General features: G+C 64.6%; 27 protein-coding genes and 1 tRNA gene. 15 read left to right on the top strand and 13 right to left on the bottom strand.

Translation table 11 applies throughout. From position 1 onward, the window contains the following. Positions 1–4 precede the first annotated feature (4 nt). The 9 genes from CLU87_RS10875 to CLU87_RS10835 all read left to right on the top strand — a co-directional run bounded on the left by CLU87_RS10875 (position 5) and on the right by CLU87_RS10835 (position 7,735). Entirely contained in the window at positions 5–754 is a 750-nt protein-coding gene (locus CLU87_RS10875; protein ID WP_010465677.1) for a glutamine ABC transporter substrate-binding protein, read from the top strand. A gap of 29 nt (positions 755–783) precedes the next feature. Beyond that, the gene (locus tag CLU87_RS10870) at positions 784–1,452 is read left to right on the top strand and encodes an amino acid ABC transporter permease (protein WP_010465675.1); all 669 of its coding nucleotides are present in this window, start codon (positions 784–786) and stop codon (positions 1,450–1,452) included. Beyond that, positions 1,449–2,243, top strand: coding sequence for an amino acid ABC transporter ATP-binding protein (locus CLU87_RS10865; RefSeq protein WP_005794442.1), 795 nt, complete (start codon positions 1,449–1,451; stop codon positions 2,241–2,243). The genes CLU87_RS10870 and CLU87_RS10865 overlap by 4 nt, the downstream gene beginning before the upstream one ends. Positions 2,244–2,299: 56 nt before the next feature. Further along, the gene (locus CLU87_RS10860; RefSeq protein WP_099730457.1) at positions 2,300–3,193 is read left to right on the top strand and encodes a phytanoyl-CoA dioxygenase family protein; all 894 of its coding nucleotides are present in this window, start codon (positions 2,300–2,302) and stop codon (positions 3,191–3,193) included. Continuing rightward, entirely contained in the window at positions 3,190–3,819 is a 630-nt protein-coding gene (locus CLU87_RS10855) for a HutD family protein (RefSeq protein ID WP_099730456.1), read from the top strand. Before CLU87_RS10860 ends, CLU87_RS10855 begins: the two co-directional genes overlap by 4 nt. A gap of 72 nt (positions 3,820–3,891) precedes the next feature. Then, on the top strand, positions 3,892–5,178 hold the full coding sequence (hutI, locus tag CLU87_RS10850) for an imidazolonepropionase (protein ID WP_099730455.1): 1,287 nt from the start codon (positions 3,892–3,894) through the stop codon (positions 5,176–5,178). Continuing rightward, positions 5,175–6,557, top strand: a complete 1,383-nt coding sequence (locus CLU87_RS10845) for a formimidoylglutamate deiminase (protein WP_099730454.1) — start codon at positions 5,175–5,177, stop codon at positions 6,555–6,557. Before hutI ends, CLU87_RS10845 begins: the two co-directional genes overlap by 4 nt. 34 nt (positions 6,558–6,591) lie before the next feature. Further along, positions 6,592–7,407 carry an N-formylglutamate deformylase gene (gene hutG, locus CLU87_RS10840; protein WP_099730453.1) on the top strand — a complete coding sequence of 272 codons (816 nt, stop codon included), beginning with the start codon at positions 6,592–6,594 and terminating at the stop codon, positions 7,405–7,407. Positions 7,408–7,525: 118 nt separating this feature from the next. Beyond that, positions 7,526–7,735 (top strand): hypothetical protein, encoded by a 210-nt coding sequence (locus tag CLU87_RS10835; RefSeq protein ID WP_056063577.1) that lies wholly within the window; start codon positions 7,526–7,528, stop codon positions 7,733–7,735. A 37-nt stretch (positions 7,736–7,772) separates the two neighbouring features. Here the strand turns inward: CLU87_RS10835 and asd are convergent, their stop codons facing one another. The 6 genes from asd to CLU87_RS10805 form a co-directional block, all read right to left on the bottom strand. Beyond that, positions 7,773–8,624 carry an archaetidylserine decarboxylase gene (gene asd, locus CLU87_RS10830; protein ID WP_099730452.1) on the bottom strand — a complete coding sequence of 284 codons (852 nt, stop codon included), beginning with the start codon at positions 8,622–8,624 and terminating at the stop codon, positions 7,773–7,775. Positions 8,625–8,688: 64 nt separating this feature from the next. After that, entirely contained in the window at positions 8,689–9,402 is a 714-nt protein-coding gene (locus CLU87_RS10825; RefSeq protein ID WP_099730451.1) for an ABC transporter ATP-binding protein, read from the bottom strand. Between the two features lies 1 nt (position 9,403). Next, positions 9,404–10,177 (bottom strand): ABC transporter ATP-binding protein, encoded by a 774-nt coding sequence (locus CLU87_RS10820; RefSeq protein WP_056063566.1) that lies wholly within the window; start codon positions 10,175–10,177, stop codon positions 9,404–9,406. Continuing rightward, positions 10,170–11,168, bottom strand: coding sequence for a branched-chain amino acid ABC transporter permease (locus tag CLU87_RS10815; RefSeq protein ID WP_056063564.1), 999 nt, complete (start codon positions 11,166–11,168; stop codon positions 10,170–10,172). Before CLU87_RS10815 ends, CLU87_RS10820 begins: the two co-directional genes overlap by 8 nt. Before the next feature lie 82 nt (positions 11,169–11,250). After that, positions 11,251–12,114, bottom strand: a complete 864-nt coding sequence (locus tag CLU87_RS10810; protein ID WP_099730450.1) for a branched-chain amino acid ABC transporter permease — start codon at positions 12,112–12,114, stop codon at positions 11,251–11,253. Positions 12,115–12,324: 210 nt separating this feature from the next. Further along, entirely contained in the window at positions 12,325–13,512 is a 1,188-nt protein-coding gene (locus CLU87_RS10805; protein WP_099730449.1) for an ABC transporter substrate-binding protein, read from the bottom strand. A gap of 543 nt (positions 13,513–14,055) precedes the next feature. Here CLU87_RS10805 and CLU87_RS10800 point away from each other — a divergent pair. The 4 genes from CLU87_RS10800 (at position 14,056) to CLU87_RS10785 (ending at position 17,089) form a co-directional block, all read left to right on the top strand. Further along, the gene (locus CLU87_RS10800) at positions 14,056–15,228 is read left to right on the top strand and encodes an HPP family protein (RefSeq protein ID WP_233193767.1); all 1,173 of its coding nucleotides are present in this window, start codon (positions 14,056–14,058) and stop codon (positions 15,226–15,228) included. Between the two features lie 302 nt (positions 15,229–15,530). After that, complete coding sequence (gene infA / locus CLU87_RS10795; protein WP_015014402.1) at positions 15,531–15,782, top strand: translation initiation factor IF-1; 252 nt, start codon at positions 15,531–15,533, stop codon at positions 15,780–15,782. A gap of 188 nt (positions 15,783–15,970) precedes the next feature. Further along, positions 15,971–16,047, top strand: a tRNA-Pro gene (locus CLU87_RS10790). 22 nt (positions 16,048–16,069) lie between these two features. Continuing rightward, complete coding sequence (locus CLU87_RS10785; protein ID WP_099730448.1) at positions 16,070–17,089, top strand: DUF1624 domain-containing protein; 1,020 nt, start codon at positions 16,070–16,072, stop codon at positions 17,087–17,089. A 93-nt stretch (positions 17,090–17,182) separates the two neighbouring features. Here CLU87_RS10785 and CLU87_RS10780 read toward each other — a convergent pair whose 3' ends face one another. The 6 genes from CLU87_RS10780 to CLU87_RS10755 form a co-directional block, all read right to left on the bottom strand. After that, positions 17,183–17,968 (bottom strand): peptidylprolyl isomerase, encoded by a 786-nt coding sequence (locus CLU87_RS10780; RefSeq protein ID WP_056063551.1) that lies wholly within the window; start codon positions 17,966–17,968, stop codon positions 17,183–17,185. A 66-nt stretch (positions 17,969–18,034) separates the two neighbouring features. Continuing rightward, on the bottom strand, positions 18,035–18,295 hold the full coding sequence (locus CLU87_RS10775) for a BolA family transcriptional regulator (RefSeq protein ID WP_056746271.1): 261 nt from the start codon (positions 18,293–18,295) through the stop codon (positions 18,035–18,037). A gap of 15 nt (positions 18,296–18,310) precedes the next feature. Further along, on the bottom strand, positions 18,311–18,850 hold the full coding sequence (locus tag CLU87_RS10770) for a septation protein A (RefSeq protein ID WP_056063543.1): 540 nt from the start codon (positions 18,848–18,850) through the stop codon (positions 18,311–18,313). A gap of 24 nt (positions 18,851–18,874) precedes the next feature. After that, positions 18,875–19,288: a peptide-methionine (R)-S-oxide reductase MsrB gene (msrB, locus tag CLU87_RS10765; protein WP_056063540.1), complete on the bottom strand. Its 414-nt coding sequence runs from the start codon at positions 19,286–19,288 to the stop codon at positions 18,875–18,877. Then, on the bottom strand, positions 19,285–20,766 hold the full coding sequence (locus CLU87_RS10760; protein ID WP_099730447.1) for a YdiU family protein: 1,482 nt from the start codon (positions 20,764–20,766) through the stop codon (positions 19,285–19,287). The genes msrB and CLU87_RS10760 overlap by 4 nt, the downstream gene beginning before the upstream one ends. Positions 20,767–20,845: 79 nt before the next feature. Continuing rightward, entirely contained in the window at positions 20,846–21,913 is a 1,068-nt protein-coding gene (locus CLU87_RS10755; protein WP_099730446.1) for an AraC family transcriptional regulator, read from the bottom strand. Positions 21,914–22,098: 185 nt separating this feature from the next. Here CLU87_RS10755 and CLU87_RS10750 point away from each other — a divergent pair, with 185 nt between their 5' ends. Further along, complete coding sequence (locus CLU87_RS10750) at positions 22,099–23,832, top strand: carboxylesterase/lipase family protein (protein ID WP_099730445.1); 1,734 nt, start codon at positions 22,099–22,101, stop codon at positions 23,830–23,832. Positions 23,833–23,878: 46 nt separating this feature from the next. On the opposite strand, the gene CLU87_RS10745 is transcribed toward CLU87_RS10750, so the two are convergent. Continuing rightward, a complete protein-coding gene (locus tag CLU87_RS10745; protein ID WP_056063530.1) occupies positions 23,879–24,565 on the bottom strand; it encodes a Crp/Fnr family transcriptional regulator in 687 nt (228 codons plus the stop codon). Between the two features lie 288 nt (positions 24,566–24,853). On the opposite strand from CLU87_RS10745, the gene CLU87_RS10740 reads away from it, so the two are divergent. Further along, positions 24,854–26,497: a 3-(methylthio)propionyl-CoA ligase gene (locus CLU87_RS10740; RefSeq protein ID WP_099730444.1), complete on the top strand. Its 1,644-nt coding sequence runs from the start codon at positions 24,854–24,856 to the stop codon at positions 26,495–26,497. The last annotated feature ends 17 nt before the right edge of the window (positions 26,498–26,514 follow it).

Genomic DNA, 26,514 nt, shown 5'->3' with positions numbered 1-26,514 from the left:
CCCCATGAACCTTCGCCGCAACCTTCTTCTGGCCAGCCTGGCCGCCGCAGCCTTCTGCACCACGGGTGCACAGGCCCAGGACAACGTCCTGCGTGTGGGCACCGATGCCACGTTCCCGCCCATGGAGTTTGTCGAGAACGGCAAACGCACGGGCTTCGACATCGAGCTGGTGGAGGCCATTGCCAAGACCATGGGCAAGCAGGTCGAGTGGGTGGACATCGACTTCAAGGGCCTGATTCCCGGCCTGATTTCTAAGCGTTTTGACATGGCGGTCTCGGCCATCTACATCACCGACGAGCGCAAGAAGGTGGTGGACTTCACCGACTCCTACTATGCCGGTGGCCTGGTGGTGATGGTGAAGGCCGACAACAAGGCCATCAACAAGCTGGCCGACCTGGACGGCAAGAAGGTCAGCGTGCAGGTGGGCACCAAGTCGGTGGCGTACCTGACCGAGAAATTCCCCAAGGTGCAGCGTGTCGAGGTCGAAAAGAACCAGGAGATGTTCAACCTGGTGGACATCGGCCGCGCTGATGCTGCCGTGACCGGCAAACCCGCCGCGTTCCAGTATGTGCGCACCCGTCCCGGCCTGCGCGTGCTCGACGAGCAGCTCACCACCGAAGAGTACGGCATGGCCCTGCGCAAGGACACGCCCGAGCTGACGAAGGCCGTCAACGGTGCCATCACCAAGCTCAAGGCCGATGGCACCTATGCGGCCATCGTCAAGAAGTGGTTCAGCAACAGCGCTGCCAAGTAAACCGCAGCCACACGTTGCCGAACTGAGCCATGGAACTCGATTTTTCTCCTGTCTGGGCCGGGTTGCCCCAGTTGCTGGCGGGTGCGCTGGTCACTGTGGAAATCACGGCTGCCTCGCTGCTGCTGGGCTGCGTCATGGGCCTGCTGGTGGGCATTGGCCGCCTGAACCCCAAGCGCCGCGTGGTCTACGCCCTGTGCACCGCCTACGTGGCCGCCATCCGTGGCACGCCGCTGCTGGTGCAACTGTTCATCCTGTTCTTTGGCCTGCCGCAGTTCGGCATCCTGCTGCCCGCTTTTGTGTGCGGCGTGATCGGCCTGGGCATCTATTCGGGCGCCTATGTGTCCGAAGTGGTGCGCGGCGCCATCCAGTCCATTGACAAGGGACAGATGGAGGCGGCGCGTTCCATCGGCATGTCGTCGGGCCTGGCCATGCGCACCGTAGTGCTGCCACAGGCCGTGGTGCGCATGATTCCGCCACTGGGCAATGAGTTCATCGCGCTGATCAAGAACTCGGCACTGGTGTCGCTGCTCACCATCCACGACCTGATGCACGAAGGGCAGAAGATCATTAGCGTGTCGTACCGCTCGCTGGAGGTGTACCTGGCGATTGCGGTGGTGTATTTCATCCTCACGGGTGTCACTTCGTTGGTGCTGCGCCGCATGGAGTTGCGCCTGCGTGCCGGGGGGATGGTGCAATGAAGAAAAATTCTGTGATGACCGGAGCAAGCCCATCCGCCGAGCCCATCGTGCGCATTCGCGGACTACGCAAGTCGTTTGGCAGCCACGTGGTGCTGAACGGCATCGACTTTGACGTGCTGCCGTCGCAGGTGGTGGTGGTCATCGGGCCCAGTGGCTCGGGCAAGAGCACCTTTTTGCGCTGCTGCAACGGGCTGGAGCAGCCCGAGGGCGGCACCGTGGAAATTTGCGGACGCACGCTGGTGCAGGACGGCCGCATGCTGCCTGACCATGACCTGAACGCTCTGCGCGAAGAGGTGGGCATGGTGTTTCAGTCGTTCAACCTGTTTCCGCACCTGTCGGTGCTCGACAACGTCACGCTGGGTCCGCGCAAGCTGCGCGGCCTCTCGCGCAAGGAGGCCGAGGAGCGCGCACAGGCCCTGCTGACCAAGGTGGGCCTGGCGCACAAGGCTTTGGCCATGCCTGCCAGCCTGTCGGGCGGGCAAAAGCAGCGCGTGGCCATTGCCCGCGCACTGGCCATGGAGCCGCGCGTGATGCTGTTCGACGAGCCCACGTCGGCGCTGGACCCGGAACTCGTGGGCGAGGTGTTGCAGGTCATGAAGCTGCTGGCCAGCGAAGGCATGACCATGATGGTCGTGACGCACGAAATGGACTTTGCGCGCGAGGTGGGCGACGTGGTAGTGGTGATGGACGGCGGCGGGATCATTGAGTCCGGCCAGCCTGCCACCATCTTCACCAACCCCACGCAGGAGCGCACGCGCTCCTTTCTGCAGGCGGTGCTCACGCGCGCCTGAGGCTGGGTGTGCGTGATGGACGACAACGGTCAATAGCCTACAAGGAGACAGCTCGTATGCACCCGGTTTCACCTGCCAGTGACCTGAGCCAACAACAGCACTTTCAACAGCGCTTGCAGGAGCGCCTGACCGCCGACGACATCGCGCGGTTTGACCGCGACGGCGCCATCTGCATCAAGCAGCTGCTCACGCCCGAAGAGGTAGCGCTGCTGCGCGACGGCATCGACGCCAATCTGGCCGCGCCCAGCCCGCGCGCCAAAGTGGCCAGCAGGCCGGATGACCCGGGCCGCTTCTTCGAGGACTTCTGCAACTGGCAGGACATCCCGCAGTTTGGCCGCTTTGTGCGCGACACGCCGCTGGCCCTGGCCGCGCAGCGCCTGATGCAGTCACGCACCGTGCGGCTGTACCACGACCATGTGCTGGTGAAGGAGCCTGGCACGCGCCAGAAGACGCCCTGGCACCAGGACCAGCCTTACTACAACATCGAAGGCAGGCAGAACGTGAGCATGTGGATACCAGTGGACCCGGTCTCGCGTGCGGCCACGCTGGAGTTTGTGGCGGGATCGCACAAGGGCCCCTGGCTCATGCCGCGCACCTTCATGGACAACCAGGCCAAGTGGTTCCCTGAAGGCAGCCTGCAGGATCTGCCCAACGTCGAGGCCGACCGCGATGCCTTCCCAATCGTGGGCTGGGAGATCGAGCCGGGCGACGTGGTGTGTTTTCACATGCTCACGCTGCATGCGTCCGGCGGGGTGGAGGGGCCCAACCGGCGCCGCGTGTTCTCGGTGCGTTTTCTGGGCGACGACACGCGCCACGCGCCAAGGCCGTGGAAGACCTCGCCCGAGTTCCCGGGGCTGGCGGACCAGCTGCCCGCTGGGGCAGCCATGGACCACCCGCTGTTCCCGCTGCTGGTGGACGGGAACGGTGTGCCGCAGGGTGAAGGCGCGTGAAGCAGTTTCTGGACCTGGCCTCCACGCCCCCGGTGCCCTGGAAGAACGGCGGCGGCAGCACACGCGAGCTGGCGTGCTGGCCGCCCGGCGCGGGCATGGACAGCTTTGCATGGCGCGTGAGCGTTGCCACCATTGCACGCCCCGGGCCTTTCTCGGCCTTTGTGGGGGTGGATCGGCAAATCATGTTGCTGGATGGCGATGGCGTACATCTGCAAGGCGCAGAAGTACATTGGCAGCACGCGCTGACGCACCGCTGGGAGCCGTTTGCGTTCTCCGGTGAAGAGCCGGTGGACTGCCGCATGCTGGGCGGTGTTTCCACCGACTTCAACCTGATGCTGCGCCGGGGTGAGTGGACCGGGAACCTGAAGGTGCTGCGCGATGTGCCGCCGCCCGCTGAGGGGGCTGCAGCGGGCCTGTGCATGGTGCTGCGGGGCGCCTGGCGATGCGAGGACTGCGATACCCACCAAGTGCGGATGTTGGCAGCGGGGCAGGGCCTGTGGTGGGTGAACGAAGGGGGAGAAACAGCGCCGTCGATCACCCCCGTGCGCCGCGCCGAAAGCGGTGGGTCTGCCGACGATGCACCCGTGCTGGCCTGGGTGGCCTTGCGCAGGGGCTCTGCACCATAATTTGAATCAAATGAGCTGCAAGCGCTAGTGGAATATGCGCCAGTAGCTATATAAAAAATAGCAAATCAATCCATGAACACAGCAGCAGTTAGCAACAAGCAGGGCGTTGTCCCGCCAGCATCTTCCGCACCCAGTGCCGATGGCGTGTGGACCAACCTGCGGCCCGTGGCCGCGTTGTGGGCTACGGATGTACCCGTGCCCGATGGCGCGCTGGCGTGTGTGGTGGTGCAGGGCGGCGTGGTGCAGTGGGCAGGGCCCCAGGCCCAGGTGCCTGCGGCCTATGCCGCCTTGCCTCGCATTGACGGCAGGGGCGCCGTCACCACCCCCGGCCTGGTCGATTGCCATACTCACCTGGTGTACGGCGGGCAGCGCGCCAACGAGTTCGCGATGCGGCTCGCGGGCGCCACGTATGAAGAGGTGGCGAAGGCGGGTGGGGGCATCGTGTCGTCGGTTCGCGCCACGCGCGAGGCCAGCGAAGACGAGCTCTTTGCCCTGGCCGCGCCGCGCCTGCAAGCGCTGCTGGAAGAGGGCGTGTGCGCCATCGAGATCAAGTCTGGCTACGGCCTGGCACTTGCGCATGAACGCAAGCAGCTGCGCGTGGCCCGCCGCTTGGGCGAGGCCTTTGGCGTCACGGTGCGCACCACCTTCCTCGGCGCGCATGCGCTGCCGCCCGAATACGCCGGGCGCAGCCAGGACTACACCGACCTTGTCTGCAACGAGATGCTGCCCGCCCTGGCCGCCGAAGGCCTGGTCGATGCCGTGGATGTGTTCTGCGAACGCATCGCCTTTACGCTGGCCGAGACCGAGCAGGTCTTTCAGGTCGCCCAAAAGCTGGGCATCCCCGTCAAGCTGCATGCCGAGCAGCTCTCGGACATGGGCGGTGCGGCGCTGGCCGCGCGCTATGGCGCGCTGTCGTGCGATCACATCGAACACCTGTCCGCCGATGGCATCGCCGCCATGAAGGCCGCAGGCACCGTGGCCGTGCTGCTGCCCGGCGCCTACTACACGCTGCGCGACACGCACCTGCCGCCCATCGCGGCACTGCGCGCAGCGGGTGTGCCCATGGCTGTCTCCACCGACCACAACCCGGGTACCTCGCCCGCGCTGAGCCTGCTGCTGATGGCCAACATGGCCTGCACGCTTTTCCGTCTGACAGTGCCCGAGGCGCTGGCGGGCATCACCACCCACGCCGCGCGCGCGCTCGGCCTGCAAGACACCCACGGCCTCATCGCATCCGGCAGGCCCGCCCACTTTGTGCTGTGGCCGGTGGGCGAGGCGGCCGAACTGGCCTACTGGCTGGGCCAAAAGCCTGCCTGCACCATCGTGCGGCAAGGGCGCATTCACGGAGTCATGCCATGACGCAACAACTGTTCGCCGCCGATGCACTGCTACCCACGGGCTGGGCGCGCAACGTGCTGATCACATGGGATGGGGCAGGGCGCATCACTGCCGTCACGCCCAACGCCCAGCCAAACGGCACCTCTGTGGCCTCGGGCCCCGTGCTGCCCGGCATGCCCAACCTGCACTCGCACGCCTTCCAGCGCGCGTTTGTGGGCCTGACCGAATACCGGGGCGAAAGCCAGGACAGCTTCTGGAGCTGGCGCAACCTGATGTACCGCTTTGCGGCACGCATTACCCCAGAGTCGCTGGAGGCCATTGCGACCTGGCTGTACGTGGAGATGCTGGAGGCGGGCTACACCAGCGTGTGCGAGTTCCACTACGTGCACCACGACCAGGACGGCACACCCTATGCCGATGACGCCACGCTCTCGCTGGCCCTGCTGCGTGCGGCGCAGAATGCGGGCATCGGCATCACGCTGTTGCCGGTGCTGTACCAGACGAGTGGTTTTGGTGCCAAGCCACCGCGTGCGGACCAGGCCCGCTTCATTCGCAGCACGGACAACATGCTCTCATTGCTGGAGCGCCTTGCACCCGCTGCAAGAGCGCAAGCGGCCGTTTTGGGGCTGGCGCCTCACTCGCTGCGCGCGGTGCCGCCCGACAGCCTGCGCGCAGCCGTGCAGGGCCTCACCACCCTGAACCCGCAGGCGCCCATTCACATACATATTGCCGAGCAGACGCAGGAAGTGGATGACTGCGTGGCCTGGAGCGGCCAGCGCCCGGTGCAGTGGCTGCTGGAGAACGCCCCCGTGGACGAGCGCTGGTGTCTGGTGCACGCCACGCACATGACCCCGCAGGAGTACCAGGACGCAGCGCGCACGGGCGCCGTGGCGGGCATCTGCCCCACCACCGAGGCCAACCTGGGCGACGGCATCTTCGACATGCCGCTGTGGCTGCAGCACGGCGGGCGCTGGGGCGTGGGCTCGGACAGCCATGCCTGCGTGAATGCGGCAGAGGAATTGCTGATGCTCGAATACGGCCAGCGCCTGTCGCTGCGCCAGCGCAATGTGCTGGCCACCGCTGCGCAACCCGAGGTGGCCACGGCCATGGCCTTGCAGGCCGTGCAGGGCGGTGCGCAGGCCGCGGGCCGGGCCATTGGTGGCCTCGCCGTGGGCCAGCAGGCCGACCTGGTGGCGCTGGATTCGCAGCACCTGGCGCTGCGCGATTTGCCTGCGCACAGCATGCTGTCGGCCCATGTGTTTGGCAGCCACCGCACCTCGGCCATCGACAGCGTGTGGGTGGCGGGGCAGCGGCGCATCGCCAGCGGCCGGCACACGCTGCATGACGCAGCGGCCCATGCGTTCGTGGCCGCGCGCTCGGCCACCATTGCACCCGATTGACGCGTCCGATTGAATTCCTACCCCTGAGCTTGTGATGACAGATACCTCTCCACCTCCTTTTGTCCTTTACCCCGGCACCTCGCCGCTGCTGGTGTCGATGCCCCATGCGGGCACCTACGTGCCGCCAGCGCTGGCGGCGCGCTTCACCGATGAGGCCCGCCAGGTGCCCGACACCGACTGGCACATGGAGCGCCTCTATGCGTTCGCCAAGGACCTGGACGCGTCCATCCTCGTGGCCACGCACTCGCGCTATGTGGTCGATCTGAACCGCCCGCCCGATGGGACCAGCCTCTACCCTGGCCAAAGCGTCACCGGCCTGTGCCCGGTCGATACGTTTGACGACACGCCCATCTATGCCCGGGGCGATGTGCCCGATGATGCCGAGGTGGCCGCGCGCCGCGATGCCGTCTGGGCGCCGTACCACGCGCAACTGCGTGCCGAGCTGGACCGCATCCGCGCGCAGCATGGTGTGGCGGTGCTGTGGGACGCACACTCCATCCGCTCGGTGCTACCGCGCTTCTTTGAAGGCAAGCTGACCGACCTGAACCTGGGGACTGCCAACGGCGAAAGCTGCGATCCGGCGCTGGCGCAGGAGCTGTTGTCCATCGCCAAAGAGGCCCAGGGCTACACCGCAGTGCTCAACGGTCGCTTCAAGGGCGGGCACATCACGCGCCACTATGGGCAGCCCGCGCAGAACATCCACGCGGTGCAGCTGGAGATGACGCAGTGCAGCTACATGCAAGAAGCCTTGCCGTTTGACTATCTGCCCGATGTGGCGGCAGGCGTGCAGCCGCACCTGCGCCGCATGCTGCAGGCCACGCTGGCCTTTGCGGCAACGCAATCAGTTTGAAATGGGCGCCCCGCGGCGGGAGGGATCGGTGCTAGTATGAACCGGTCGGTCCGCCATGGACCGCCGTCAGGGCCCGCATTCACGCAAGGGCCCGTTGTAGCGGGAGGAGCCGCGCCCCATGGACCCCACCGCTTACTACTACATGCCCCTGTTCAAGCCCGGCGCGTTTGTGCAATGGAACCACCAGCGCGAAACCGTGAGCCATGTGGTGGTGCGCCGCAACTCTCTCATGGTGTATCTGGTGGGGCACGAATCCCCCGTTCACCCTGAAGCGCTGCACCTGGCACCCACCGCCTTCCGGCTCACGCGCGCGCCAGACCGTTTGTGAGCGCGGCGCTCCGGCCGAAGGGCTGATGGGCTGAAGGTCAGCCGCCAGTGCACTGCGCCATCGCCTCGCCCAGCTGGATGGGGCGCGTGGGCGACCACTGCGGGTTGAACTGCAGCGGCCCCTGTGGGAACAGCATCACCACGGTGGAGCCGAGCAAGAAGCGGCCCATTTCCTCACCTTGCTGCAGGCTCACCTGGCCCTTGGCGTAGTCCCACTGCCGCAGCGTGCCCGTGCGCGGCGGGTTCACCTGCCCATGCCACACGGTGGCCATGCTGCCCACGATGGTGGCGCCCACGAGTACCAGCACGAACGGACCCTGGGCCGATTCAAAAAAGCACACCACGCGCTCATTGCGCGCGAACAGGCCGGGTACGCCGCGTGCCGTGGTGGGATTCACCGAAAACAGGTCGCCCGGCACATGCACCATGCGCGTGAGCTCGCCCGCGCAAGGCATGTGGATGCGGTGGTAGTCGCGCGGGCTCAGGTACAGCGTGGCGAAGTGGCCGTTGTCAAAACGGGCTGCGGCGGCCGCATCGCCACCCACCAGGGCGGTGGTGGAGTAGGTGTGCCCCTTGGCCTGGAAAACCTGGTCCTTGGCGATGGGGCCAAACTGGCTGATCGCACCGTCCACAGGGCAGATCAAATCGGCCTGGGCCAGCGGGCGGGCGCCGGGCTTCAGCGCCCGCGTGAAGAAGTCATTGAACGACGTGTAGCTAGCAATGTCGGGGTTGGCCGCCTCGGCCATGTTGACGTTGTAGCGGCCCACAAACCAGCGGATCACCGAGGTGGTGAGGCCGCCAAGGCGGGCCGATGCGAACTTGCCAGCCAGGGTGGTCAGTGCCTGCTTGGGCAGGAGGTATTGCGGCAGAACTGCCAGGCGATCAGACACGGGCGAACCCCTCAAAGACGAAAGCGGACGATTCTATCGGCGGGTCGCCATCGCCCGCACAGGGTCATACCCCGAGGTACTGCTCCAGCAGGAGGGGCTGCGCATGCAGTGCGTCCGAGCTGCCGTCAAACACCACCTGGCCCTTGACCAGGATGATGTTGCGGTCGGTGATCTGCGTGACGTGCTTCCAGTTCTTGTCCACGATCACGCTGCTGATGCCGCTGTCCTTGATGAGGCTGCAGATGCGCCAGATCTCGCGTGCGATCAGCGGCGCCAGGCCCTCGGTGGCTTCATCGAGGATGAGCACGTCGGGGTTGGTCATCAGCGCGCGGCCGATGGTGAGCATCTGCTGCTCGCCACCGCTGAGCTGCTGGCCGCCGTGGCCCAGGCGCTCCTTCAGGCGCGGGAAGGTCTCCAGCACGCGCTCGTAGGTCCAGTCGCGCTGGCCGCGTGTACCGGCGCGGGCGGCCATCTGCAGGTTCTCGACCACGCTCAGGTTGCCGAAGATGCCCCGGCCCTCGGGCACGTAGGCAATGCCCAGCCGGGCCACTTCGTAGGGCGGCTTGCCGGTCATGTCGCGGCCCGCCACGGCCACGCTGCCCGAGCGGGGCTTGACCAGGCCCATCAGCGACTTGAGCAGGGTGCTCTTGCCCATGCCGTTGCGGCCCATGAGGCCAATGGTCTCGCCCTGGCCCACGGCGAAATCAATGCCGTGCAGGATGTGGCTGCTGCCGTAGAAGGTGTGGATGCCCTTGGCATCGATCCATGGAGTGGTCATCTCAGTGGTCCTCCCCCAGGTAGGCGGCCTGCACGGTGGCATCGGCGCGCACCTCGGGCGGTGTGCCATGCGCAATCACCTCGCCGTTGACCATCACCGTCAGGCGGTCGGCCAGCGCAAACACGGCATCCATGTCGTGCTCGACCAGCATCATGGCGTGGGCAGGCTTGAGTCGCTGCAGCAGCTCCACCATGCGCTCGGCCTCGGCCACCCCCATGCCGGCCAGAGGCTCGTCGAGCAGCAGCACCTGCGGCTCGGTGGCCAGGGTCATGGCAATTTCCAGCTGGCGCTGCTCGCCGTGGCTCATGGCACCCGCAATGGCCATGCGCCGGTCTTTGAGACCGGATAGCTCGATAGCGCTTTCAAGACGTGCGCTGGTTGCTCTGTTTTTGATAGTGTCCGAGCGGGTGTCCTGCCACCAGCGCAACGGGTTCCAGGGTTGCTGTGCATCGCGCGACTGGGCCGCCAGGCGCACGTTTTCGTGCACGGTGAGCGGCAAGAAGATGTTGGTCTTCTGGTAGCTGCGGCCCAGGCCCTGGCGCGAGATGCGTTCGGGTGCCCAGCCGGTCACATTGGTGCCGCCCAGCAGCACCTGGCCCGAGGTGGGAGGCAGGTCGCCCGAGAGGAGGTTGGTCAGCGTGGACTTGCCCGCGCCGTTGGGGCCGATCACCGCATGGATCTTGCCCCGCCACAGGTCCACCGAAACACCATTGACGGCAGCCAGGCCGCCGAAGCGTTTGGTGACCTTCTGTGCAGACAACAGGACTTCAGCCATGGTGCGATCCCTCCGAAGCCTTGGCTGCGCTCCGCTGCGCAAACATGCCCAGCAGCCCGCGCGGCGCGGCCACCACCACCAGCACGATGAAGCCTCCCATCAGAAGCTGCCAGTGTTTGCTGATGTCCTTGAACACGTGCAGCAGGTACTCGAAGGCAAACGCACCCACGATGGCGCCTGCAAAGTTGCCCATGCCGCCCAGAATGACCATCATGATGGCGTGCGCGCTCATGTGAAATCCCATGAGCTCCGGATTCACATAGCCGGTCTGCGCGCCCCACAGGTAACCCGCCAGGCCTGCCAGCGCTCCGGCGATGGTGAAGGCGGTGAGTTTGTAGCCCCGTGTGCCAAAGCCCATGGCGCGCATGCGGTGCTCGTTGATGCGGATGCCCGCCAGCGCGCGGCCCAGCGGGCTCCACAGCAGGCGGCGCAGCAGCACGTACACCAGCACCACCAGCGCCAGCGTGAAGTAGTAGAAGGTCTTGCGTCCCTCCAGATCGAACGGCAGCCAGCCGAAGAGCGACGCATCGGGCCGGAAGTTGATGTACAGCCCGTCCGATCCACCCAGCACCTTGTTGTCGAAGAACAGGTAGAAGACCATCTGCGCAAAAGCCATGGTGACCATGATGAAGTAGATGCCGTGGGTGCGCACCACAAAGAACCCGATCACCAGTGCCACCAGGCCGGACACAGCCACGGCCAGCGGCAGCGACCACCACAGGCTGACCGGCATGTCTGCAGGGGTGAGAAAGGCCAGGGCGTAGCCCGCCACGCCAAAGTACGCAGCATGGCCCAGTGATACCAGTCCGGTCACGCCCTGCAGCAGATCCAGGCTCATGGCAAAGATGGCCATGATCATCATGCGGGTGACCATCTGTACGTAAAAGTCGCTGCCCACCACAGGGAACAGCAGCAACGCAGCCAGCCCCAGTGCCAGGGCGAACTGAACGCTGCGCGGCAGCACTTCGATATTGGCGCGCGGGGTGCTCATGAGCGGCCGCCGGGCCGCCCCAAGGCAGCGAAGGCCCCCTGGGGGGGCAGCGAGATACACGAAGTGATGAGCATGGGGGTAATCATTGCTTAAACAGGCCTTCGGGTTTCCACAGCAGCACGGCCGCCATCAGCATATAGACCAGCATGCCCGCTGCCTGCGGCAGCAGCACCTTGCCAAACGTATCGACCAGGCCCACCAGCAGCGCCGCAATCAGTGCTCCCCGCACTGAGCCTATGCCACCAATCACCACCACCACAAAGCACATGATGAGGACCGACGAGCCCATGTTCGGGTACACGCTGGATACCGGTGCAGCCACCATGCCCGCGACGGCCGCCAAGCCTACACCCAGCGCGAAGACGATGGCATGGATGAGCTTGATGTTCACGCCCAGCGACTCGGCCATGTCGCGGTTGAAGGCGCCCGCGCGGATCTTCATGCCCAAACGCGTCTTGGAGATCAGCAGGTACAGCGCCACCGCCAGTGCGATGCACACCCCCGAGATGAACAGCCGGTAGACCGGGTAGGAGAGGGTGTCGGTGAGCGGAATCGACCAGTCCAGCACCTTGGGGATGGGCACGCCGTGCACATCGTCGCCCCACAGGATGGAGCGCAGTTCTTCAAAGATGTAGATCAGCCCGAAGGTCAGCAATACCTGGTCCAGGTGGTCGCGGTGGTAGAAGTGGCGAAAGAGCAGCCATTCAAGCGCCAGCCCAAAGACCACCGACAGCAGCGCGCCACCCACGATGGCCAACGCCAGGCTGCCGAAATGCCCTGAGAGCGAATACGCGAGGTAAGCCCCCAGCATGTAAAAGCTGCCGTGCGCCAGGTTCACCACGCCCATGATCCCGAAGATCAGCGTGAGCCCGGCCGCCAGCATGAACAGCAGCAGGCCGTATTGAACGCTGTTGAGCAGCTGGATCAGGAAGGTGGCGAAGTCCATGAATGTGGTGATGTTGGCGGCCTGCCGATGTGGCTGGTAGCCACTGGCGAGAGGGGCTTTGTGCGGGCGATGTACCCGTGGAGTTTGTAACTGGCCCGGCCCCATGGAAGGCAGCCGAGCAAGGGTTGTCCTGCAGCGAGGGCTGCATCCCCCTGCCCGCTGCGCGCAGCGCTGCGAGAACGGGGGGAAGGCGCGCGCGCCTCAGGGGGGTTATCCCATCCTGCAACCAGCGCCGCTGTCGGCCAGCGCCTTGGCGGCTACGCCGATCACCTTGTTTTCCTTGTTCTCGACGCGGCGCAGGTAGATGTCCTGCACGGGGTTGTGCGACTTGCTCATCGTCCACTTGCCGCGTGGGCTGTCGATGACTGCGCTTTCCATCGCCTTGATGACGGCCGGTTTGGCAGAAAGGTCGCCCTTGACCGCGTTGGCGCCCTGCACCAGCAGCAGGCCGGTGTCGTAGCCTTGCACGGCATACACGTCGGGCTGGCTGCGAAAGGCCTTGGCGTATTCCAAGCGGAACTGCTTATTGCGCGGCGTGTCCAGCGAATCGCTGTAGTGCATGGTGGTGATGATGCCGTCGGCCGCGGGGCCTGCAGCGTCCAGCACGCCCTCGGTAAGGAAGCCCGATCCGTACAGCGGAATCTTGTCCTTGAGGCCGGCCGCCGCATAGTCCTTGATGAACTTGGCCGCGCCGCCACCGGCGAAGAAGCAGGCGACGGCATCAGGCTTGAGGGCCGCAATCTCGGTCAGCAGCGCCTGGAATTCGACGTTGGGGAAGGGCAGGCCCAGCTCCTTGACGATGGTGCCGCCGGCCTTGGTGTAGCTTTCCTTGAAGCCCTCAAACGCCTCGTCACCAGCAGCGTACTTCCAGGTGATCCACACGGCCTTTTTGTGGCCCTTTTCGACCATGGCCTTGCCCAGTGCCAGCGTGGGCTGGGAGTTGCTGAATGAAGTGCGGAATACATTGGGCGCGCACAGCGCGCGGGTGGCGGCGTGCACGCCCGCATTGGGGATGAGGTTGAGCACACCGGTGTCGCGCGCCACCTTCTGGATGCCCATCTGCACGCCCGAGTGCACGGTGCCAATCAGCACATCCACCTTGTCGCGCTGGACCAGCTTGCTGGCGTTTTCCACGCCCTTGCTGGGCTCGGACTCGTCATCGACCTTGAACCATTCGATCTCGCGGCCGCCGAGCCTGCCTCCCTGCTGGTCGATGGCCAGGCGCACGCCGTTTTCGATGGCCACGCCCAGCTGGGCAAAGGTGCCGGTGTAGGGCAACATGAACCCCACGCGCACCTTGCCACTTTGAGCACGCACGATGGAGGGCAGCAGCAGGCCCGTGGATGCTGCGCCAACGAGGGCGGCACTGCGGCTGATGACGAGGCGGCGGGTGGTCATGGGGCTTGTCTCCTTTGTTTAGGCTTAAAGTAATTTACTGCAAGCGTTCGGTGGTGAATACCTATGGGTTACCCGTACCGGCGCTGGCGTGCGGTTCCACGTGCATGGGTCGTGGCTTCCGTGGGTTCTCTGTCTTCGTTGCTAGAGGCCTGACGAATCCGCGTGACATGGCTGCGAACGTTGATGGCTACCGCAGCCAAGGGGTAAATTTGAAACATGAATTAAAATGCATGTATTGAATTTTTGTGCAGTATAGATCGTGTTTTTTGGATTCGGGTGGCCGATTTGAGCCTGCGTTGTAGGTAGTTTCCAGCAGGGAGGCGGCAGCGGCACCGACCGGTGCCAGGTGTTCCATCGAACCAATGACCTCCCGCGCTCCTGCAGCATGGCTCTGCCTGCACAATCGCGGACTGATCATCAGACCCGCTGCATATGGAAGGTCGTCTTGCCGGGGTGATAGCGTGTTGACTGCACGGCGCCCGCCACCATTCAGTCTGCGCCGAGTTGATGCAGCTTGCGGTTGCATCCGCTTTTTTATTCTGTATGCCTCCTTCTTCCCCCTCCGACCTTTCTCCTTCTGCGCCGTCCCGGCCGCCATTGGCGGCGCGCCTGGCCGAATGGCTGCGGCATTTCTGGCCCGCCCCGCTGGGTATTGATGGCAAAGAGCGCCTGCGCTTTGTGGTGGGCGCGGTGATCGGTGTGCTGCTCACGGCATGGCTCAGCCGCTGGTGGGCCCAGGGGAATGGCACTGGACCGTGGATGGTGGCTTCTCTGGGCGCCAGTGCCGTACTGGTGTTTGGCATGCCCTCCAGCCCGCTGGCGCAGCCCTGGCCTGTGTTGGGTGGCAGTACCTTGTCGGCGCTGGTGGGGGCGGTCTGCTGTGCGTTGATTCCGGACAAGGCCCTGGCGGGGGCGGTGGCAGTGGGGTTGGCCATCGCGCTCATGGTCCCATTGCGTTGTCTGCATCCTCCGGGTGGGGCCATGGCGTTGTACGTGGTGTTGACTTCTGGCGATGGGTGGCACCTTGCGGCATTCCCGGTGTTGTTCAACGTCGTACTCCTGTTGATCGCCGCCGTGGTCTACAACGGTTTGACAGGCCGTCGCTACCCACATCCTCAGCGTGTCACGCCGCGGGTGGCAACAAGCCAGGGCGCTTTTACTGCCTCGGATGTCGATGCGGCGCTGGCCCATTACAACCAGGTGCTCGATGTGAGCCGGGCGGATTTAGAGGGGTTGTTGCACCTGGCGGGCCGCGCAGCTTTCCAGAGAACCCTGGGAGAGTTGCGCTGCGCGGACATCATGTCCAGTCCGCCTCACGCTGTGGAGGCCAGCGTGTCGCTGAAGGAGGCGTGGGCGCTGATGCGTTTGCAGCAAATCAAGGCGCTGCCGGTGGTGGATGCGCAGCGCCAGGTGATCGGTATCGTGACGGTGGCCGACTTCATGCGGCTAGCCAACCTGGACACCCATGAAGGGCTTGGGCAGCGGTTGCGCACACTGGTCATGGGGCGTGGTGGGCAACCCCAGGCAGTGGGCGAGATCATGTCCCACCCGGTCCAGGTGGCGCGCTCGACCCAGCATGCGATGGACCTTGTGCCGCTCTTTTCGCAGGGCGGACACCATCACATTCCCATCGTGGATGATGTAGATCACCTCGTTGGCATCATCACCCAGACCGACCTCGTGCGCACCCTGGCCTCGGCGGTGCAAGGCCGATAGCGGATGGTTTTCGAGGTTCTGGCTGGGAGCGCTGCGCCCGCGCCACAGGGCAGACCGGGTGTCCCATAGGCAAAACACGGCTTGTCGCGGTACAATTGACAGGCTTTGCACAGCGCTGACGCCTGTTCATTGAAGCCGTCTCCCGGCCCTCTGCCTGATCTGCGCCCAGGGTGCAGCGACTCCCACCGCCCGCCATGCACCGTGTGTCGAGTTTCGACAACGCTGCAGCTGCCGTGGTGAATGCAATAAAACCGCGCAGGCGCCGACCACAGAACATTTGCTTTGAAGAGATAGAGAAACACATGGCCAAAGAAGAACTCATTGAAATGCAGGGCTCCGTCACGGAAGTCTTGCCCGACTCGCGATTTCGCGTCACGCTGGACAACGGCCACCAACTGATTGCCTACACCGGCGGCAAGATGCGCAAGCACCACATCCGTATCCTGGCTGGTGACAAAGTGTCCCTGGAGATGTCGCCTTACGACCTGACCAAGGGCCGCATCACGTTCCGTCACCTCGCCGGTCGCGGTCCTGGCCCTTCCTCCAGCCGCTGATCTTTCCGTTTTCGGTCCGTGGCAGACCGAGGCGGTTTTATAGTTTTTTCTGGTTCGTCTCTTGCCACGTCGCGTTCGCGCGACCGCCCCCCCCTGCGATCTCTTCGCTCTGCTACTTTCTAAAAAAAGTCAAAAAAGCAGGCGATGAGCCAAAAACAGGGGAATTGGCGGGTTAGAATACGAGCTGTCGGAGCGTAGCGCAGCCTGGTAGCGCATCTGCTTTGGGAGCAGAGGGTCGCGAGTTCGAATCCCGCCGCTCCGACCAATGTTTGAAGGCCTTGCAGCAAATGCTGCAAGGCCTTTTTTCTTGCCCGCCTGGTGCCTTTCAACGCAGAGGCGATCGGGGTCTCGGGGGCGAGCGGAAATGGGCTATTCACCGCCATCGTTTCCAGCAGGCTCGCGGAATCTACGTACCATTGTGGCCATCGCCGGTTGGCTCCCATTCGCACCGCCCCTGCCGTTTACTGCGCACGGTGCTTGCTGGTATCTCCATGACCTTCTCTGTGCTCTCTAAAGCCGCTGCCGTACCGTTGCCCCAGTCCGAAGCGCTTGCCCTGCCTGCAGTGCAGCGATACGACGCGGTCGATGCTCTGAGGGGAGTCGCCATGGTGTGGATGACGGTGTTCCATTTCTGTTTTGATCTGAGCCACTTCGGCTTATGGTCACAGAACTTTCGTGTGGATCCGTTCTGGACCACGCAGCGCACCTTCATCGTGAGTCTTTTCCTGTTCTGCGCGGGACTGGGCCAGGCCATTGCGTTGCATCAGGGGCAGGGCTGGCACCGGTTTGGGCGCCGCTGGGTGCAGATCGCCGGGTGTGCGCTGCTGGTGTCCGCGGGGTCGTTTGTGATGTTTCCGGCCAGCTTCATCTATTTCGGTGTGCTGCATGGCATGGCGGTGATGTTGCTCATTGCGCGCTGTACGGCAGGGTGGGGGCGCTGGCTGTGGCTGGCCGGACTGGTGGCGGTGGCCTTGCCGTGGGCTGCGCAGCAGCTTCTGGCGGGGGTATGGGCCGATGCCGCACCCTGGTTCAATGGGCGAGCCCTGAATTGGCTGGGGTTGGTTTCCCGCAAACCGTTCACGGAAGACTATGTGCCCGTGTTGCCATGGTTGGGCGTGCTCTGGTGGGGGCTTGCTGCAGGTCAATGGGCCATGCGCGCGCGCAGGGGCTGGTTGCAATGGCAGCTACCCGTGGTGGTGCGGCCTCTGGCGACACTGGGGCGATGGAGCCTGAGCTATTACATGCTCCACCAACCGGTGATGATCGGCCTGCTGATGGCTGTGGCGTGGCTGATGGGGCGTACCTGAGCCTCGTCGATCTGTCGTAAACAGGCCGAGCCACAAAAAAACGCGACCGAGGTCGCGTTTTTTTGTGGCCATGACGGCTGGGGGGCGGGTGGCTTATTCCACCTTGGCCTTGGCGCGCAGGTCTTCCTGGAACTTGGCCAGCTTTTGCTGCTGCAGTTGCTGCGCCACTTGGGGCTTGACTTCTTCGAGCTTGGGCAGCTCGGCCTGGCGCACATCGTCCAGGCGGATGATGTGCCAGCCAAACTGGCTCTTCACGGGCGTTTCGGTCATCTTGCCCTTTTCGAGCTTGACCAGCGCTTCGGTGAACTCGCTCACGTAGCTCGAGGGGTTGGCCCAGTCGAGGTCGCCGCCCTTGGCGCCGGAGCCTGGGTCCTTGGATTGCTTCTTGGCGATGTCTTCAAACTTGGCGCCCTTCTTGATGGACGCGATGATGGCCTTGGCGTCGGCTTCCTTTTCCACCAGGATGTGGCGGGCCTTGTATTCCTTGCCGCTGTTGGCTGCCACGAACTTGTCGTATTCGGCCTGGATTTCAGCGTCGGTGACGGGGTTCGTCTTCTGGAAGTCGGCGAACAGTTCGCGGATCAGGATGGCCTGGCGTGCCAGGTCCAGCTGGGCCTTGTAGTCTGCCGAGGTTTCCAGGCCGCGCTTTTGAGCTTCCTGCATGAAGATTTCACGGGCAATGACTTCTTCCTTGATCTGGCCTTCGATGTCGGGCGTCACGGGGCGGCCCGAGCGTTCGACCTGCTGCTTGAGCGCTTCGACGCGCTCCTTGGGAACTGCCTTGCCGTTAACAATGGCGACATTCTGGGCGGAAACGGGCAGGGCCAACGTGCCCAGCACGGCAGCGGCGACGAGGCCGGACAGGAGCTGTTTCTTCATGCGGAATCCAAAAAATGAGGGGTTGTTTGCCGACTGAAATCCGGCAGATGTTGACTTGGGGCCGGCTCAGAGAACTTCAATGGCGAGGGCGTGAACGCCTTGGTCAATAAATTCTTGCAGCGCATCATACACAAGGCGGTGTTGGGCCACGCGGGAGCGTCCTGTAAAGAAAGGTGACGAAATTCGCACCCGAAAATGGGTGCCGAATCCCGTGCCGTTGGCACCCGCATGGCCTGCGTGGGCGGCGCTTTCGTCCAGCACCTCCAGGTGGCTGGGGGTGAGGCGGTCGGCCAGTGTCTGGTGCATCTGATCTGCGATGGAGTTCATGGGCTTCACACTCGTTCAGGTGGTGGGCTCGTCGCCCTTGAGGTGGGGCGCAATGTAGATACCCTGGGCCACCAGGAAGACCAGCGGAAACGCATAGCCCCACAACTTGAAGTCCACCCAGGCTTCGGTGCTGAAGTTCATCACCACGTACGCGTTGATGGCAGACATGAAGGCGCAGTAGATGATCCAGGCCACGTTCAGCCGCTGCCATACGGCGTCGGGCAAGTCCAGCTGGCTGCCCAGCAGCATCTTGAGGAAATTCTTCTTGAGCGCCCAGAGCGCTACCGCCAGGGCCACCGACATAGCGCCATAGAGCACTGTGGGTTTCCATTTGATGAACCGGTCGTCCTGCAGCACCAGCGTGAGCGTGCCAAACAGCAGGATCAGCACCAGGGTGACCTTGTGCATGGTCTGCAGGCGCCGGTCGATGGCGTAGATGATGGCCATCTGCAAGGCCGTGGCCGCCATGAGCACGGCGGTGCCTACGTAGATGCCGTAGAACTTGTAGGCTCCGAAGAACAGCAGGATGGGAAAAAAGTCGATCAGAATTTTCATGGAGTCAGCAAGGAGTCCCGGGCTTCAGCGGTCGCCGGACTCGAAGTCCAGCGAAGCCGAGTTCATGCAATACCGCAGCCCGGTGGGCGCTGGGCCATCTTCAAACACATGGCCCAGGTGCGCCCCGCATTGTGCACACACCGTTTCGGTACGGACCATGCCATGGCTGCGGTCCACGATTTCGGTGATGGCGCCGGGGATGGCTTCGGAAAAGCTGGGCCAGCCGCAGCCCGCGTCAAACTTGGTGACCGAGTCAAACAGCTTGGCGCCGCAGCAGACGCAGTGGTAGCTGCCGTCGGCCCAGTGGGCTTCGTACTTGCCGGTGAAGGGGCGCTCGGTGGCGGCATGGCGCGTGACCTGGAAGGCCACGGGTTCTGCGCCTTTTTCGCGCAGTACGGCTTGCCATTCGGCGTCAGTCTTCTGGATGGGATGGGTCATGATGAACAGCTGATCTCGATGGAAGACGCCCAGTCGGGCGGGAAGGCGGCGTAGGCGTCATGCCCCGGGTGCTCGTCAAACGGGCGCTCCAGCAGCCGCTGCAGGGTTTGGAGTTCACCGAAGTCGCCAAGTTTCGCCGCACGAATGGCCTGTTCGCCCAGGTGGTTGCGCAGCACGAACTTGGGATTTGTTTTGAGCATCAAATCGGCTTGATGCGCTACATCCATATGCCTTGAGTGCTCTGAATATAGTAGCAACCATTGGTCCAGGCCAACACGGTCCGCAAACAGGTCGCGCACGGGCTCCATGTCTTGGGTGCCCACGGCCTGCGACAGGCGGCGCCAGAAGATGGGGTAGTCCACCCGGTTCTGGGCCAGCAGCAGCAAGATGCCGTCGATGAGAGCGCCATCGCCGTCGCTGGCCTCCCGCAGCCCCAGCTTGGCGCGCATGCGGGCCATGAAGGCCTCGGGGAAAACCGTCTTGTAAGACTCCAGGGCCTGCTTGGCCAGTTCCTGGTCGCCGATCAGGGGCAGCAGCGCCTGTGCCAGGCAAAACAGGTTCCAGTACGCCACATTGGGCTGGCGGTTGTAGGCGTAACGGCCTTGCGAGTCGCTGTGGTTGCACACGTGGCCGGGCACAAACGCGTCGAGAAACTGAAACGGCCCGTAGTCAATCGTCAGGCCCAGGATGCTCATGTTGTCAGTGTTCATCACGCCATGGCAAAAGCCGACCGCCTGCCACTGCGCCATGAGGCGTGCGGTGCGCTCGCTCACGGCCTGCAGCAGGGCGGCGTACGGGTTGCCTGCCAGGTCGGTGCTGTCCCGGCATTCGGGGTAGTAGCGGTCAATGACGTAGTCGGCCAGCGTTTGCAGCGCGGCCTCCTGGCCGTTGGCAGCAAAGTGCTCGAAATGACCAAAACGCACAAAGCTGCGTGCCACGCGGGTGACGACGGCAGCGGTCTCGATTTCTTCGCGGCGGACGTGCGCGGGCGAGCCGGTGATGCAGAGCGCGCGCGATGTCGGCACACCCAGTCCGTGCATGGCTTCGCTGCACAAAAACTCCCGGATGCTGGAGCGCAACACCGCACGGCCATCGCCCATGCGCGAATAGGGCGTGCGGCCAGCACCCTTGAGCTGGACCTCCCACCCCGTAGCCGTCTCCCCGAGCATGATGGCGCGCCCATCGCCCAGCTGACCGGCCCAGACGCCAAACTGGTGTCCGCTGTACACGCTGGCCAGGGGTTGCGAGCCTGCCAGCAGGCGGTTGCCAGTGAAGGCCTGCAGGGCCTCATCGCTGCGCAAGGCGGCTTCATCCAGCCCTAGCAGTTGCGCCACGGCGGGGCTGGTGCCTACCCAATGGGGCGTGGGCAGAGGGGTGGGGCGCAGTTCGGTGAAAAAGTAGGTGCCCAGCGCGGCAAAGCGGTGGTCCCAGGCGAGGCCGAGGTCGGTGTGGGCGTCGCTGTCGGCAGTCAGGGTCATGGGCTGGATTGTCTCGCAGGCCGGATGCCCCGGCGCCCACAGGGCCATGGCAGGGCGGGGATAGCCTGCACCGCGACCGCTACAACAACGCTGCCGCCGTCAGGCAGGCCGGGCCTGACGCAGGCTGCAGCAGCTGCTGGCGGTATTGGCCTGGGGGCATGCCAAACCAGCGCTTGCAGGCCCGAAACAAGTTGCTCTGGTCGCTGAAACCCAGCTGGTCCGCCACCTCGGCCAGGCTGCGGCGCGGGTCGGCCAGGTATTGGCGTGCCAGCTCGCTGCGGGTGTCGTCCAGCAGTTGCTGAAAACTCACCGACTCTGCCTGTAGCCGGCGCTGCAAGGTGCGATCGGTGAGGTGCAGGCGCGCAGCCACGTCTTCGCGCCGGGGTTCACCGAGGTGCAGCATGCGCGATATCTCGGTGCGCACCTTGGCGCTGACCAGCGATTGGCCCAACGGGCCCAGTTGTCCCAGCTCGGCCTCCACCAGTTGTTCGTGCAGCGCCCACAGGTTCGGGTTGTAGGTGGGAATGGGTTGCAGCAGGTCGGCTTCGGCCATCAGAAAGCGGTTCACTGGCTGGCCAAAGCGCGGTGGCACGCCGAATGCCGCGCGATGCCGCGTGTCGTCGGCCGGCGCTGGGGTGACCAGCTCCACGGCCAGGGGCGTGAGGTCGCGCCGGGTGAGCCAATCGCACAGCGTCAGCAGGGTCAGCACCGCAAACTCCACCCGCTGTCGCGGTATGGGGCGCGAGGCGCCGATGTGGTTGAGCACCATCCAGTAACCGCGTGGGTCTCGCTCCATCGAGAACGTGGTGGCGTCGGAGATCAGCGCCATGTGCCGGTCCAAGTGCCTGAAGCCTTCGAGAAGGTTGGGCCCCGAGGCCAGTGCGTGGCCGACCAGATCCAGCTTGCCGTAGCGCGCGGCCAGCTGGCGGTCCAGGCCCAGCCCCGGGCGGTCGTAGTGCTGGGCTGCGGCCTCCCACAAGCGGCTGACGCGGTCCACATCCACGCGGGTGTGGGGGTGCTGCAGGCTCTCCAGGTCGATGTCGGCCTGCGCGCACAGGGCTTGCACCGGCAGTCCTTCGGCTGCAAACAGCTCCGCAATGCCGCGCACCCAGGCGGCAGAGCTGGTGCGCTGCGGCAATGGGTTCATGGGCAAGCCCCAGTCTCAGGGTTTACGCGCGGGTGGTGTTCTGAAGTCACTGTTTTGGTGTGGTTGCGATAGTGGGTTGTGGGCCGGGCGTTTCCACAATCGGCGCCGAGGTCGGTTCCAGGCGCGAGTGTGATGCGTTCTGCAGGCCCGCCCCATTCCTGAAAACCCCGAAGGAGACAAACAACATGGCCTATTTTGCAAAGAGCCTGCGCTGGGGCGCAGCGTGCCTCGCCGCTGTGATGACCACGGCGTGTGGTGGTTCTGGCGGTACGCCGCCCGAACTGCGCGAAACCCGCTATGGCATGGTGCGCGGCACGGATGACAGCGCCACCAGCGGCACTTATGCCTGGAAGGGTGTTCCTTACGCCCAACCCCCCGTGGGTGCCCTGCGCTGGCAGCCGCCTGCAGAGCCCGCCGCCTGGACGGGCGAGCGCAGCGCCACCCGGTTTGGTAGTGCGTGCCTGCAGATGGGCCGCATTTACGGACCCGGGGCCAACAACCGCTTTGACGACACGATTGGCCAGACGCTGAACACCCCGCTGGGCAGCGAAGACTGCCTGACCCTCAACATCTGGCGTCCGGCCACCGCGCAGGACAACCTGCCAGTGCTGGTCTTTATCCACGGTGGCAGTGCCATCTCGGGCTACACCGCCGACCCGGTGTACGACGGCGCCGCGCTGGCCAAGTCGGCCAATGCCATCGTGGTCACAGCCAACTACCGGCTGGATGTGCTGGGGTATCTGCAGTTGCCCGCCCTGCATGCCGGCAACAACGGCAGTGGAAGCAGCGCAGGCGGCAGCACCTATACCGGCAACTACGCGCTGCTGGACGTCGTGCAGGCGCTGCGGTTCGTCCAGGGCAACATCGCCCGGTTTGGCGGCAATGCGGGCAACGTCACGTTGATGGGGCAGTCGGCGGGGGCCATCAATGCCTTGGCGCTGCTGACCGCGCCGCAGGCTACCGGGCTGTTCCACAAATTGGTACCGATCAGTGGCGGGATCTCCTTGGCGTCGAACCTGCCCGCCGGGTCCATCCCCACGCTCAACCCGGTCTCCCGCTACGCCACACAGGCCAGCCAGTTGCTGGCGCATCTGGCCGTGGCCGATGGCCTGGCACCTGGCCTGCCCGAAGCCCAGGCCCTGGTGGCCAGTTGGCCCCCCACGCAGGTGGCCAGTTACCTGCGTGGCAAGGATGCGCGGGTCGTTTTGCAGACGGTGCTGGCAAAGGGGCTGACTGGTTCTGGCCCGATCCCGGACGGTGTGGTGGTTCCGGCCGATCCCATCGCCGAGATCGGGGCGGGGCGCTATCAGAAAGTGCCTGTGTTGTCCGGCTACACGGCCGAGGAGGGCAAGCTGTTTGCCCCTTTCCTGGTGCTGCTGGGCGGCAAGCCCGGCATGAAGATCGGCGATGCCGAGCGCTTTGCGATGATGCAGCGCTTCGACCCTGATGCCCCCACCACCCTCACTGCGGCGGACATTCTGGATGCGTCCTACCTGCCGGTGACAGCCCCGGGCACGGGCTACAACGCACGCACCCAGATGCTGGGCAATGTGTTCATTGGCGCCAGCCGCGACAACCTGCTGAACGCCCTGCGCAGCCAGCAGAGCAATGTGTGGAACTACCAGTTCAACTGGGCCCAGCAGCCCGCACCATGGAACGATGTGTACGGCGCGGCCCATGCGTTCGACCTGCCCTTTGTGTTTGGCAACTTCGGTCCGTCGGTGTTTGCGAAGGCGACCAACAGCACCGCCAACCAGCCGGGGCGCCTGGCCCTGTCGCTGGCCATGATGGACAGCCTGCGCGCCTTTGTGCACACCGGCGATCCCAACAACGCCACGCTGGGCCAGACCTGGCAGCCCTGGCCCCGCAAGTTCATCTTTGATGCAGACCAGAAGGCGGTGCGCCTGAGCGTGCAATGACTCTCACGCTGCAGATGTCGAACAGACCTCGGCCGAATGCGGGTGTTCAGTGCGCGGCCGTGGCGGCGAGGTATGCGTTCAGCGCCTCGTCGTCCACGATGGCCACGCGCCCGAAGTCCAGCGACACAATGCCCATGCCCTCCAGCGACTGCAGCACCTTGTTCACGGTCTGCCGCGACAGGCCGACCAGCTGGCCCAGCTCTTCCTGCGTGAGGTTGAGCCGCCGGGTGCTGCGCCAGAACAGGCGGCTGAGGTACAGCGCCACGCGGTGCTCGGTGGACTGGGTGCGCCCGGCCTCGATGATGGTCATGGCCTGGCCCAGCCGCATGTTCAGATGCAGCACCAGGAACTGGTTGAACGCCAGGCTGGTCTCGCGCAGCGTGGCAAACAGCGGCAGGGGCAGGCACAGCAGGGTGGTGGGGCGCAGTGCCACCACGTGGTACCGGCGGGGCTCGGGCTTCATGGCCGAGCCCTCGCCAAACCATTCACCGTCAGGCACGCCGATGAAGGCGGACGACCGGCCCTTGCTGGTGGGACTCTGCAGCATCACCAGACCCGACAGCACGGCATGCCAGCCCCGCACGGCGCTGCCGGCGGGCATCATCACCGCGCCCTTGTCGGCCTGCTCGGCAAACACCTCTTCGCGCAGCCGCTCCTGCATGGCAGCAGGCAGGCCCGCGAACCAGGGCTGGGCGGCAATGAATCGTTGGGCAGAAGGGGCAGCGCAAAGCATGGACCCGATTGTCGCTGCAGCGGTGCCAGCGGTTCAGGGTATTCCCTTGCCCTTTGTCAGTGGGACGACAAGTGTTGGCAGCCATGCCCGCCGGGCGCACACTCCGCTGCGGTTCACGGAGGCCAGCGACAGCGCAACCATGCCGCCGCCGATGCCATGCCAGTGTGGTGGTGCGGCGTGTGTGGGTTCATCCCAGCGGCGTGCGGGGGCACGACGCGGGCGACACCCGGACGCCGATACGCGCGCTACGATGACCGTTCCATTCACTACAACATCCAAGGAGTATTCATGCTGGGCTTGATGCAGAGTCAACCGTTGCTGATTTCGTCGCTGATCGAATTCGCAGAGCGCCACCACGGCGACGCCGAAATCGTGTCCCGACGGGTGGAGGGGGACATCCATCGCTACACGTACCGCGACCTCGCAGCACGTGCCCGCCGCCTGGCCAACGCGCTGGATGACCTGAAGCTCCAGTTCAGCGACCGGGTGGCTACGCTGGCCTGGAACGGCTACCGCCACATGGAGATGTATTTCGGCGTGAGCGGATCGGGCCGCGTGCTGCACACCGTCAATCCACGCCTGCACCCCGACCAGATCGCCTGGATCATCAACCACGCAGAAGACCAGGTGATGTGCTTTGACACCACCTTCCTGCCCCTGGTGCAGGCGGTGCACGCCAAATGCCCCACCGTCAAGAAATGGGTCGCCCTGTGCGATGCCGACAAGCTGCCGGCCGACACCGGCATCCCCGGCCTGACCAGCTACGAAGCCTGGATTGGTGCGCAGTCTTCGGACTACGCATGGCCTGAGTTCGATGAGAACTCTGCATCGAGCATGTGCTACACCAGCGGCACTACAGGCAACCCCAAGGCCGCGCTGTACAGCCACCGCTCCACCACGCTGCACGCCTATGCTGCGGCGCTGCCTGATGTCATGTGCCTCTCGGCCCGCGACTCGGTGCTGCCCGTGGTGCCCATGTTCCACGTCAATGCCTGGGGCATTCCGTACTCGGCCGCGCTCACTGGCTGCAAGCTGGTGTTTCCAGGCCCGGCGATGGATGGTAAGTCGATCTACGAATTGATCGAAGCGGAGAAGGTCAGCTATGCGGCGGGCGTGCCCACCGTGTGGCAGATGATGCTGGGCCACATGAAGCCTGCGGGCCTCAAGTTCTCCACACTGCGCCGTACGGTGATCGGCGGATCGGCTTGCCCGCCCGCCATGATCCACGCCTTCAAGGAAGACTACGGTGTGGAGGTGCTGCACGCCTGGGGCATGACCGAGATGAGCCCGCTGGGCACGCTGTGCACGCTCAAGAACAAGCACCTCGTCATGTCCAAGGACGAGCAGATGAAGATCCTGCAAAAGCAGGGCCGTGCGATCTATGGCGTGGACATGAAGATCGTGGGTGGCGACGGCAACGAGCTGCCCTGGGACGGCAAGACCTATGGCGACCTGCTGGTCAAGGGCCCCTGGATCGTGGGCAGCTACTTCAAGGGCGAGGGCGGTGACCCGCTGGTGCGCGACGCGCAGGGCAGGGGCTGGTTCCCCACGGGTGACGTGGCCACCATCGACGCCGACGGCTTCATGCAGATCACCGACCGCAGCAAGGACGTGATCAAGTCCGGTGGCGAATGGATCAGCTCCATCGACATCGAGAACATTGCGATGGCCCACCCAGCCATTGCCATGGCAGCGTGTGTGGGTATGCCGCATCCCAAGTGGGACGAGCGCCCCATCGTGGCCGTGGTCAAGCGGCCTGGCGCAGAGGTGACGCGCGAAGCGCTGCTGGCCTTCTATGAAGGCAAGACGGCCAAGTGGCAGATCCCTGACGACGTGGTGTTTGTCGATGCCATTCCGCTCGGTGCCACCGGCAAGATGCTCAAGACCAAGCTGCGTGAGCAGCTCAAGGATTACAAGCTTCCCGGCCTGTGATCAGGGTGGGGCAATGC

This window comes from Acidovorax sp. 59, from assembly GCF_002754175.1.
GTDB lineage: Bacteria > Pseudomonadota > Gammaproteobacteria > Burkholderiales > Burkholderiaceae_C > Acidovorax > Acidovorax delafieldii.
The sequence above is the reverse complement of the archived record's forward strand: the minus strand, read 5'-3'. Positions and strand labels throughout refer to the sequence as shown.

Bases quoted from the DNA above. Each gene is read 5' to 3' on its own strand.
- CLU87_RS10845 (WP_099730454.1), top strand. From the start codon at position 5,175: ATGACGCAACAACTGTTCGCCGCCGATGCACTGCTACCCACGGGCTGG.
- CLU87_RS10865 (WP_005794442.1), top strand. From the start codon at position 1,449: ATGAAGAAAAATTCTGTGATGACCGGAGCAAGCCCATCCGCCGAGCCC.
- CLU87_RS10745 (WP_056063530.1), bottom strand. From the start codon at position 24,565: ATGCTTTGCGCTGCCCCTTCTGCCCAACGATTCATTGCCGCCCAGCCC.
- CLU87_RS10780 (WP_056063551.1), bottom strand. From the start codon at position 17,968: ATGAAGAAACAGCTCCTGTCCGGCCTCGTCGCCGCTGCCGTGCTGGGC.
- hutG (WP_099730453.1), top strand. From the start codon at position 6,592: ATGACAGATACCTCTCCACCTCCTTTTGTCCTTTACCCCGGCACCTCG.
- CLU87_RS10750 (WP_099730445.1), top strand. From the start codon at position 22,099: ATGGCCTATTTTGCAAAGAGCCTGCGCTGGGGCGCAGCGTGCCTCGCC.
- CLU87_RS10760 (WP_099730447.1), bottom strand. From the start codon at position 20,766: ATGACCCTGACTGCCGACAGCGACGCCCACACCGACCTCGGCCTCGCC.
- CLU87_RS10775 (WP_056746271.1), bottom strand. From the start codon at position 18,295: ATGAACTCCATCGCAGATCAGATGCACCAGACACTGGCCGACCGCCTC.
- CLU87_RS10810 (WP_099730450.1), bottom strand. From the start codon at position 12,114: ATGGACTTCGCCACCTTCCTGATCCAGCTGCTCAACAGCGTTCAATAC.
- CLU87_RS10835 (WP_056063577.1), top strand. From the start codon at position 7,526: ATGGACCCCACCGCTTACTACTACATGCCCCTGTTCAAGCCCGGCGCG.
- hutI (WP_099730455.1), top strand. From the start codon at position 3,892: ATGAACACAGCAGCAGTTAGCAACAAGCAGGGCGTTGTCCCGCCAGCA.
- CLU87_RS10870 (WP_010465675.1), top strand. From the start codon at position 784: ATGGAACTCGATTTTTCTCCTGTCTGGGCCGGGTTGCCCCAGTTGCTG.
- CLU87_RS10785 (WP_099730448.1), top strand. From the start codon at position 16,070: ATGCTGCAAGGCCTTTTTTCTTGCCCGCCTGGTGCCTTTCAACGCAGA.
- msrB (WP_056063540.1), bottom strand. From the start codon at position 19,288: ATGACCCATCCCATCCAGAAGACTGACGCCGAATGGCAAGCCGTACTG.
- CLU87_RS10815 (WP_056063564.1), bottom strand. From the start codon at position 11,168: ATGAGCACCCCGCGCGCCAATATCGAAGTGCTGCCGCGCAGCGTTCAG.
- CLU87_RS10770 (WP_056063543.1), bottom strand. From the start codon at position 18,850: ATGAAAATTCTGATCGACTTTTTTCCCATCCTGCTGTTCTTCGGAGCC.
- CLU87_RS10755 (WP_099730446.1), bottom strand. From the start codon at position 21,913: ATGAACCCATTGCCGCAGCGCACCAGCTCTGCCGCCTGGGTGCGCGGC.
- infA (WP_015014402.1), top strand. From the start codon at position 15,531: ATGGCCAAAGAAGAACTCATTGAAATGCAGGGCTCCGTCACGGAAGTC.
- CLU87_RS10805 (WP_099730449.1), bottom strand. From the start codon at position 13,512: ATGACCACCCGCCGCCTCGTCATCAGCCGCAGTGCCGCCCTCGTTGGC.
- CLU87_RS10860 (WP_099730457.1), top strand. From the start codon at position 2,300: ATGCACCCGGTTTCACCTGCCAGTGACCTGAGCCAACAACAGCACTTT.
- CLU87_RS10740 (WP_099730444.1), top strand. From the start codon at position 24,854: ATGCTGGGCTTGATGCAGAGTCAACCGTTGCTGATTTCGTCGCTGATC.
- CLU87_RS10825 (WP_099730451.1), bottom strand. From the start codon at position 9,402: ATGACCACTCCATGGATCGATGCCAAGGGCATCCACACCTTCTACGGC.
- CLU87_RS10820 (WP_056063566.1), bottom strand. From the start codon at position 10,177: ATGGCTGAAGTCCTGTTGTCTGCACAGAAGGTCACCAAACGCTTCGGC.
- CLU87_RS10875 (WP_010465677.1), top strand. From the start codon at position 5: ATGAACCTTCGCCGCAACCTTCTTCTGGCCAGCCTGGCCGCCGCAGCC.
- CLU87_RS10800 (WP_233193767.1), top strand. From the start codon at position 14,056: ATGCCTCCTTCTTCCCCCTCCGACCTTTCTCCTTCTGCGCCGTCCCGG.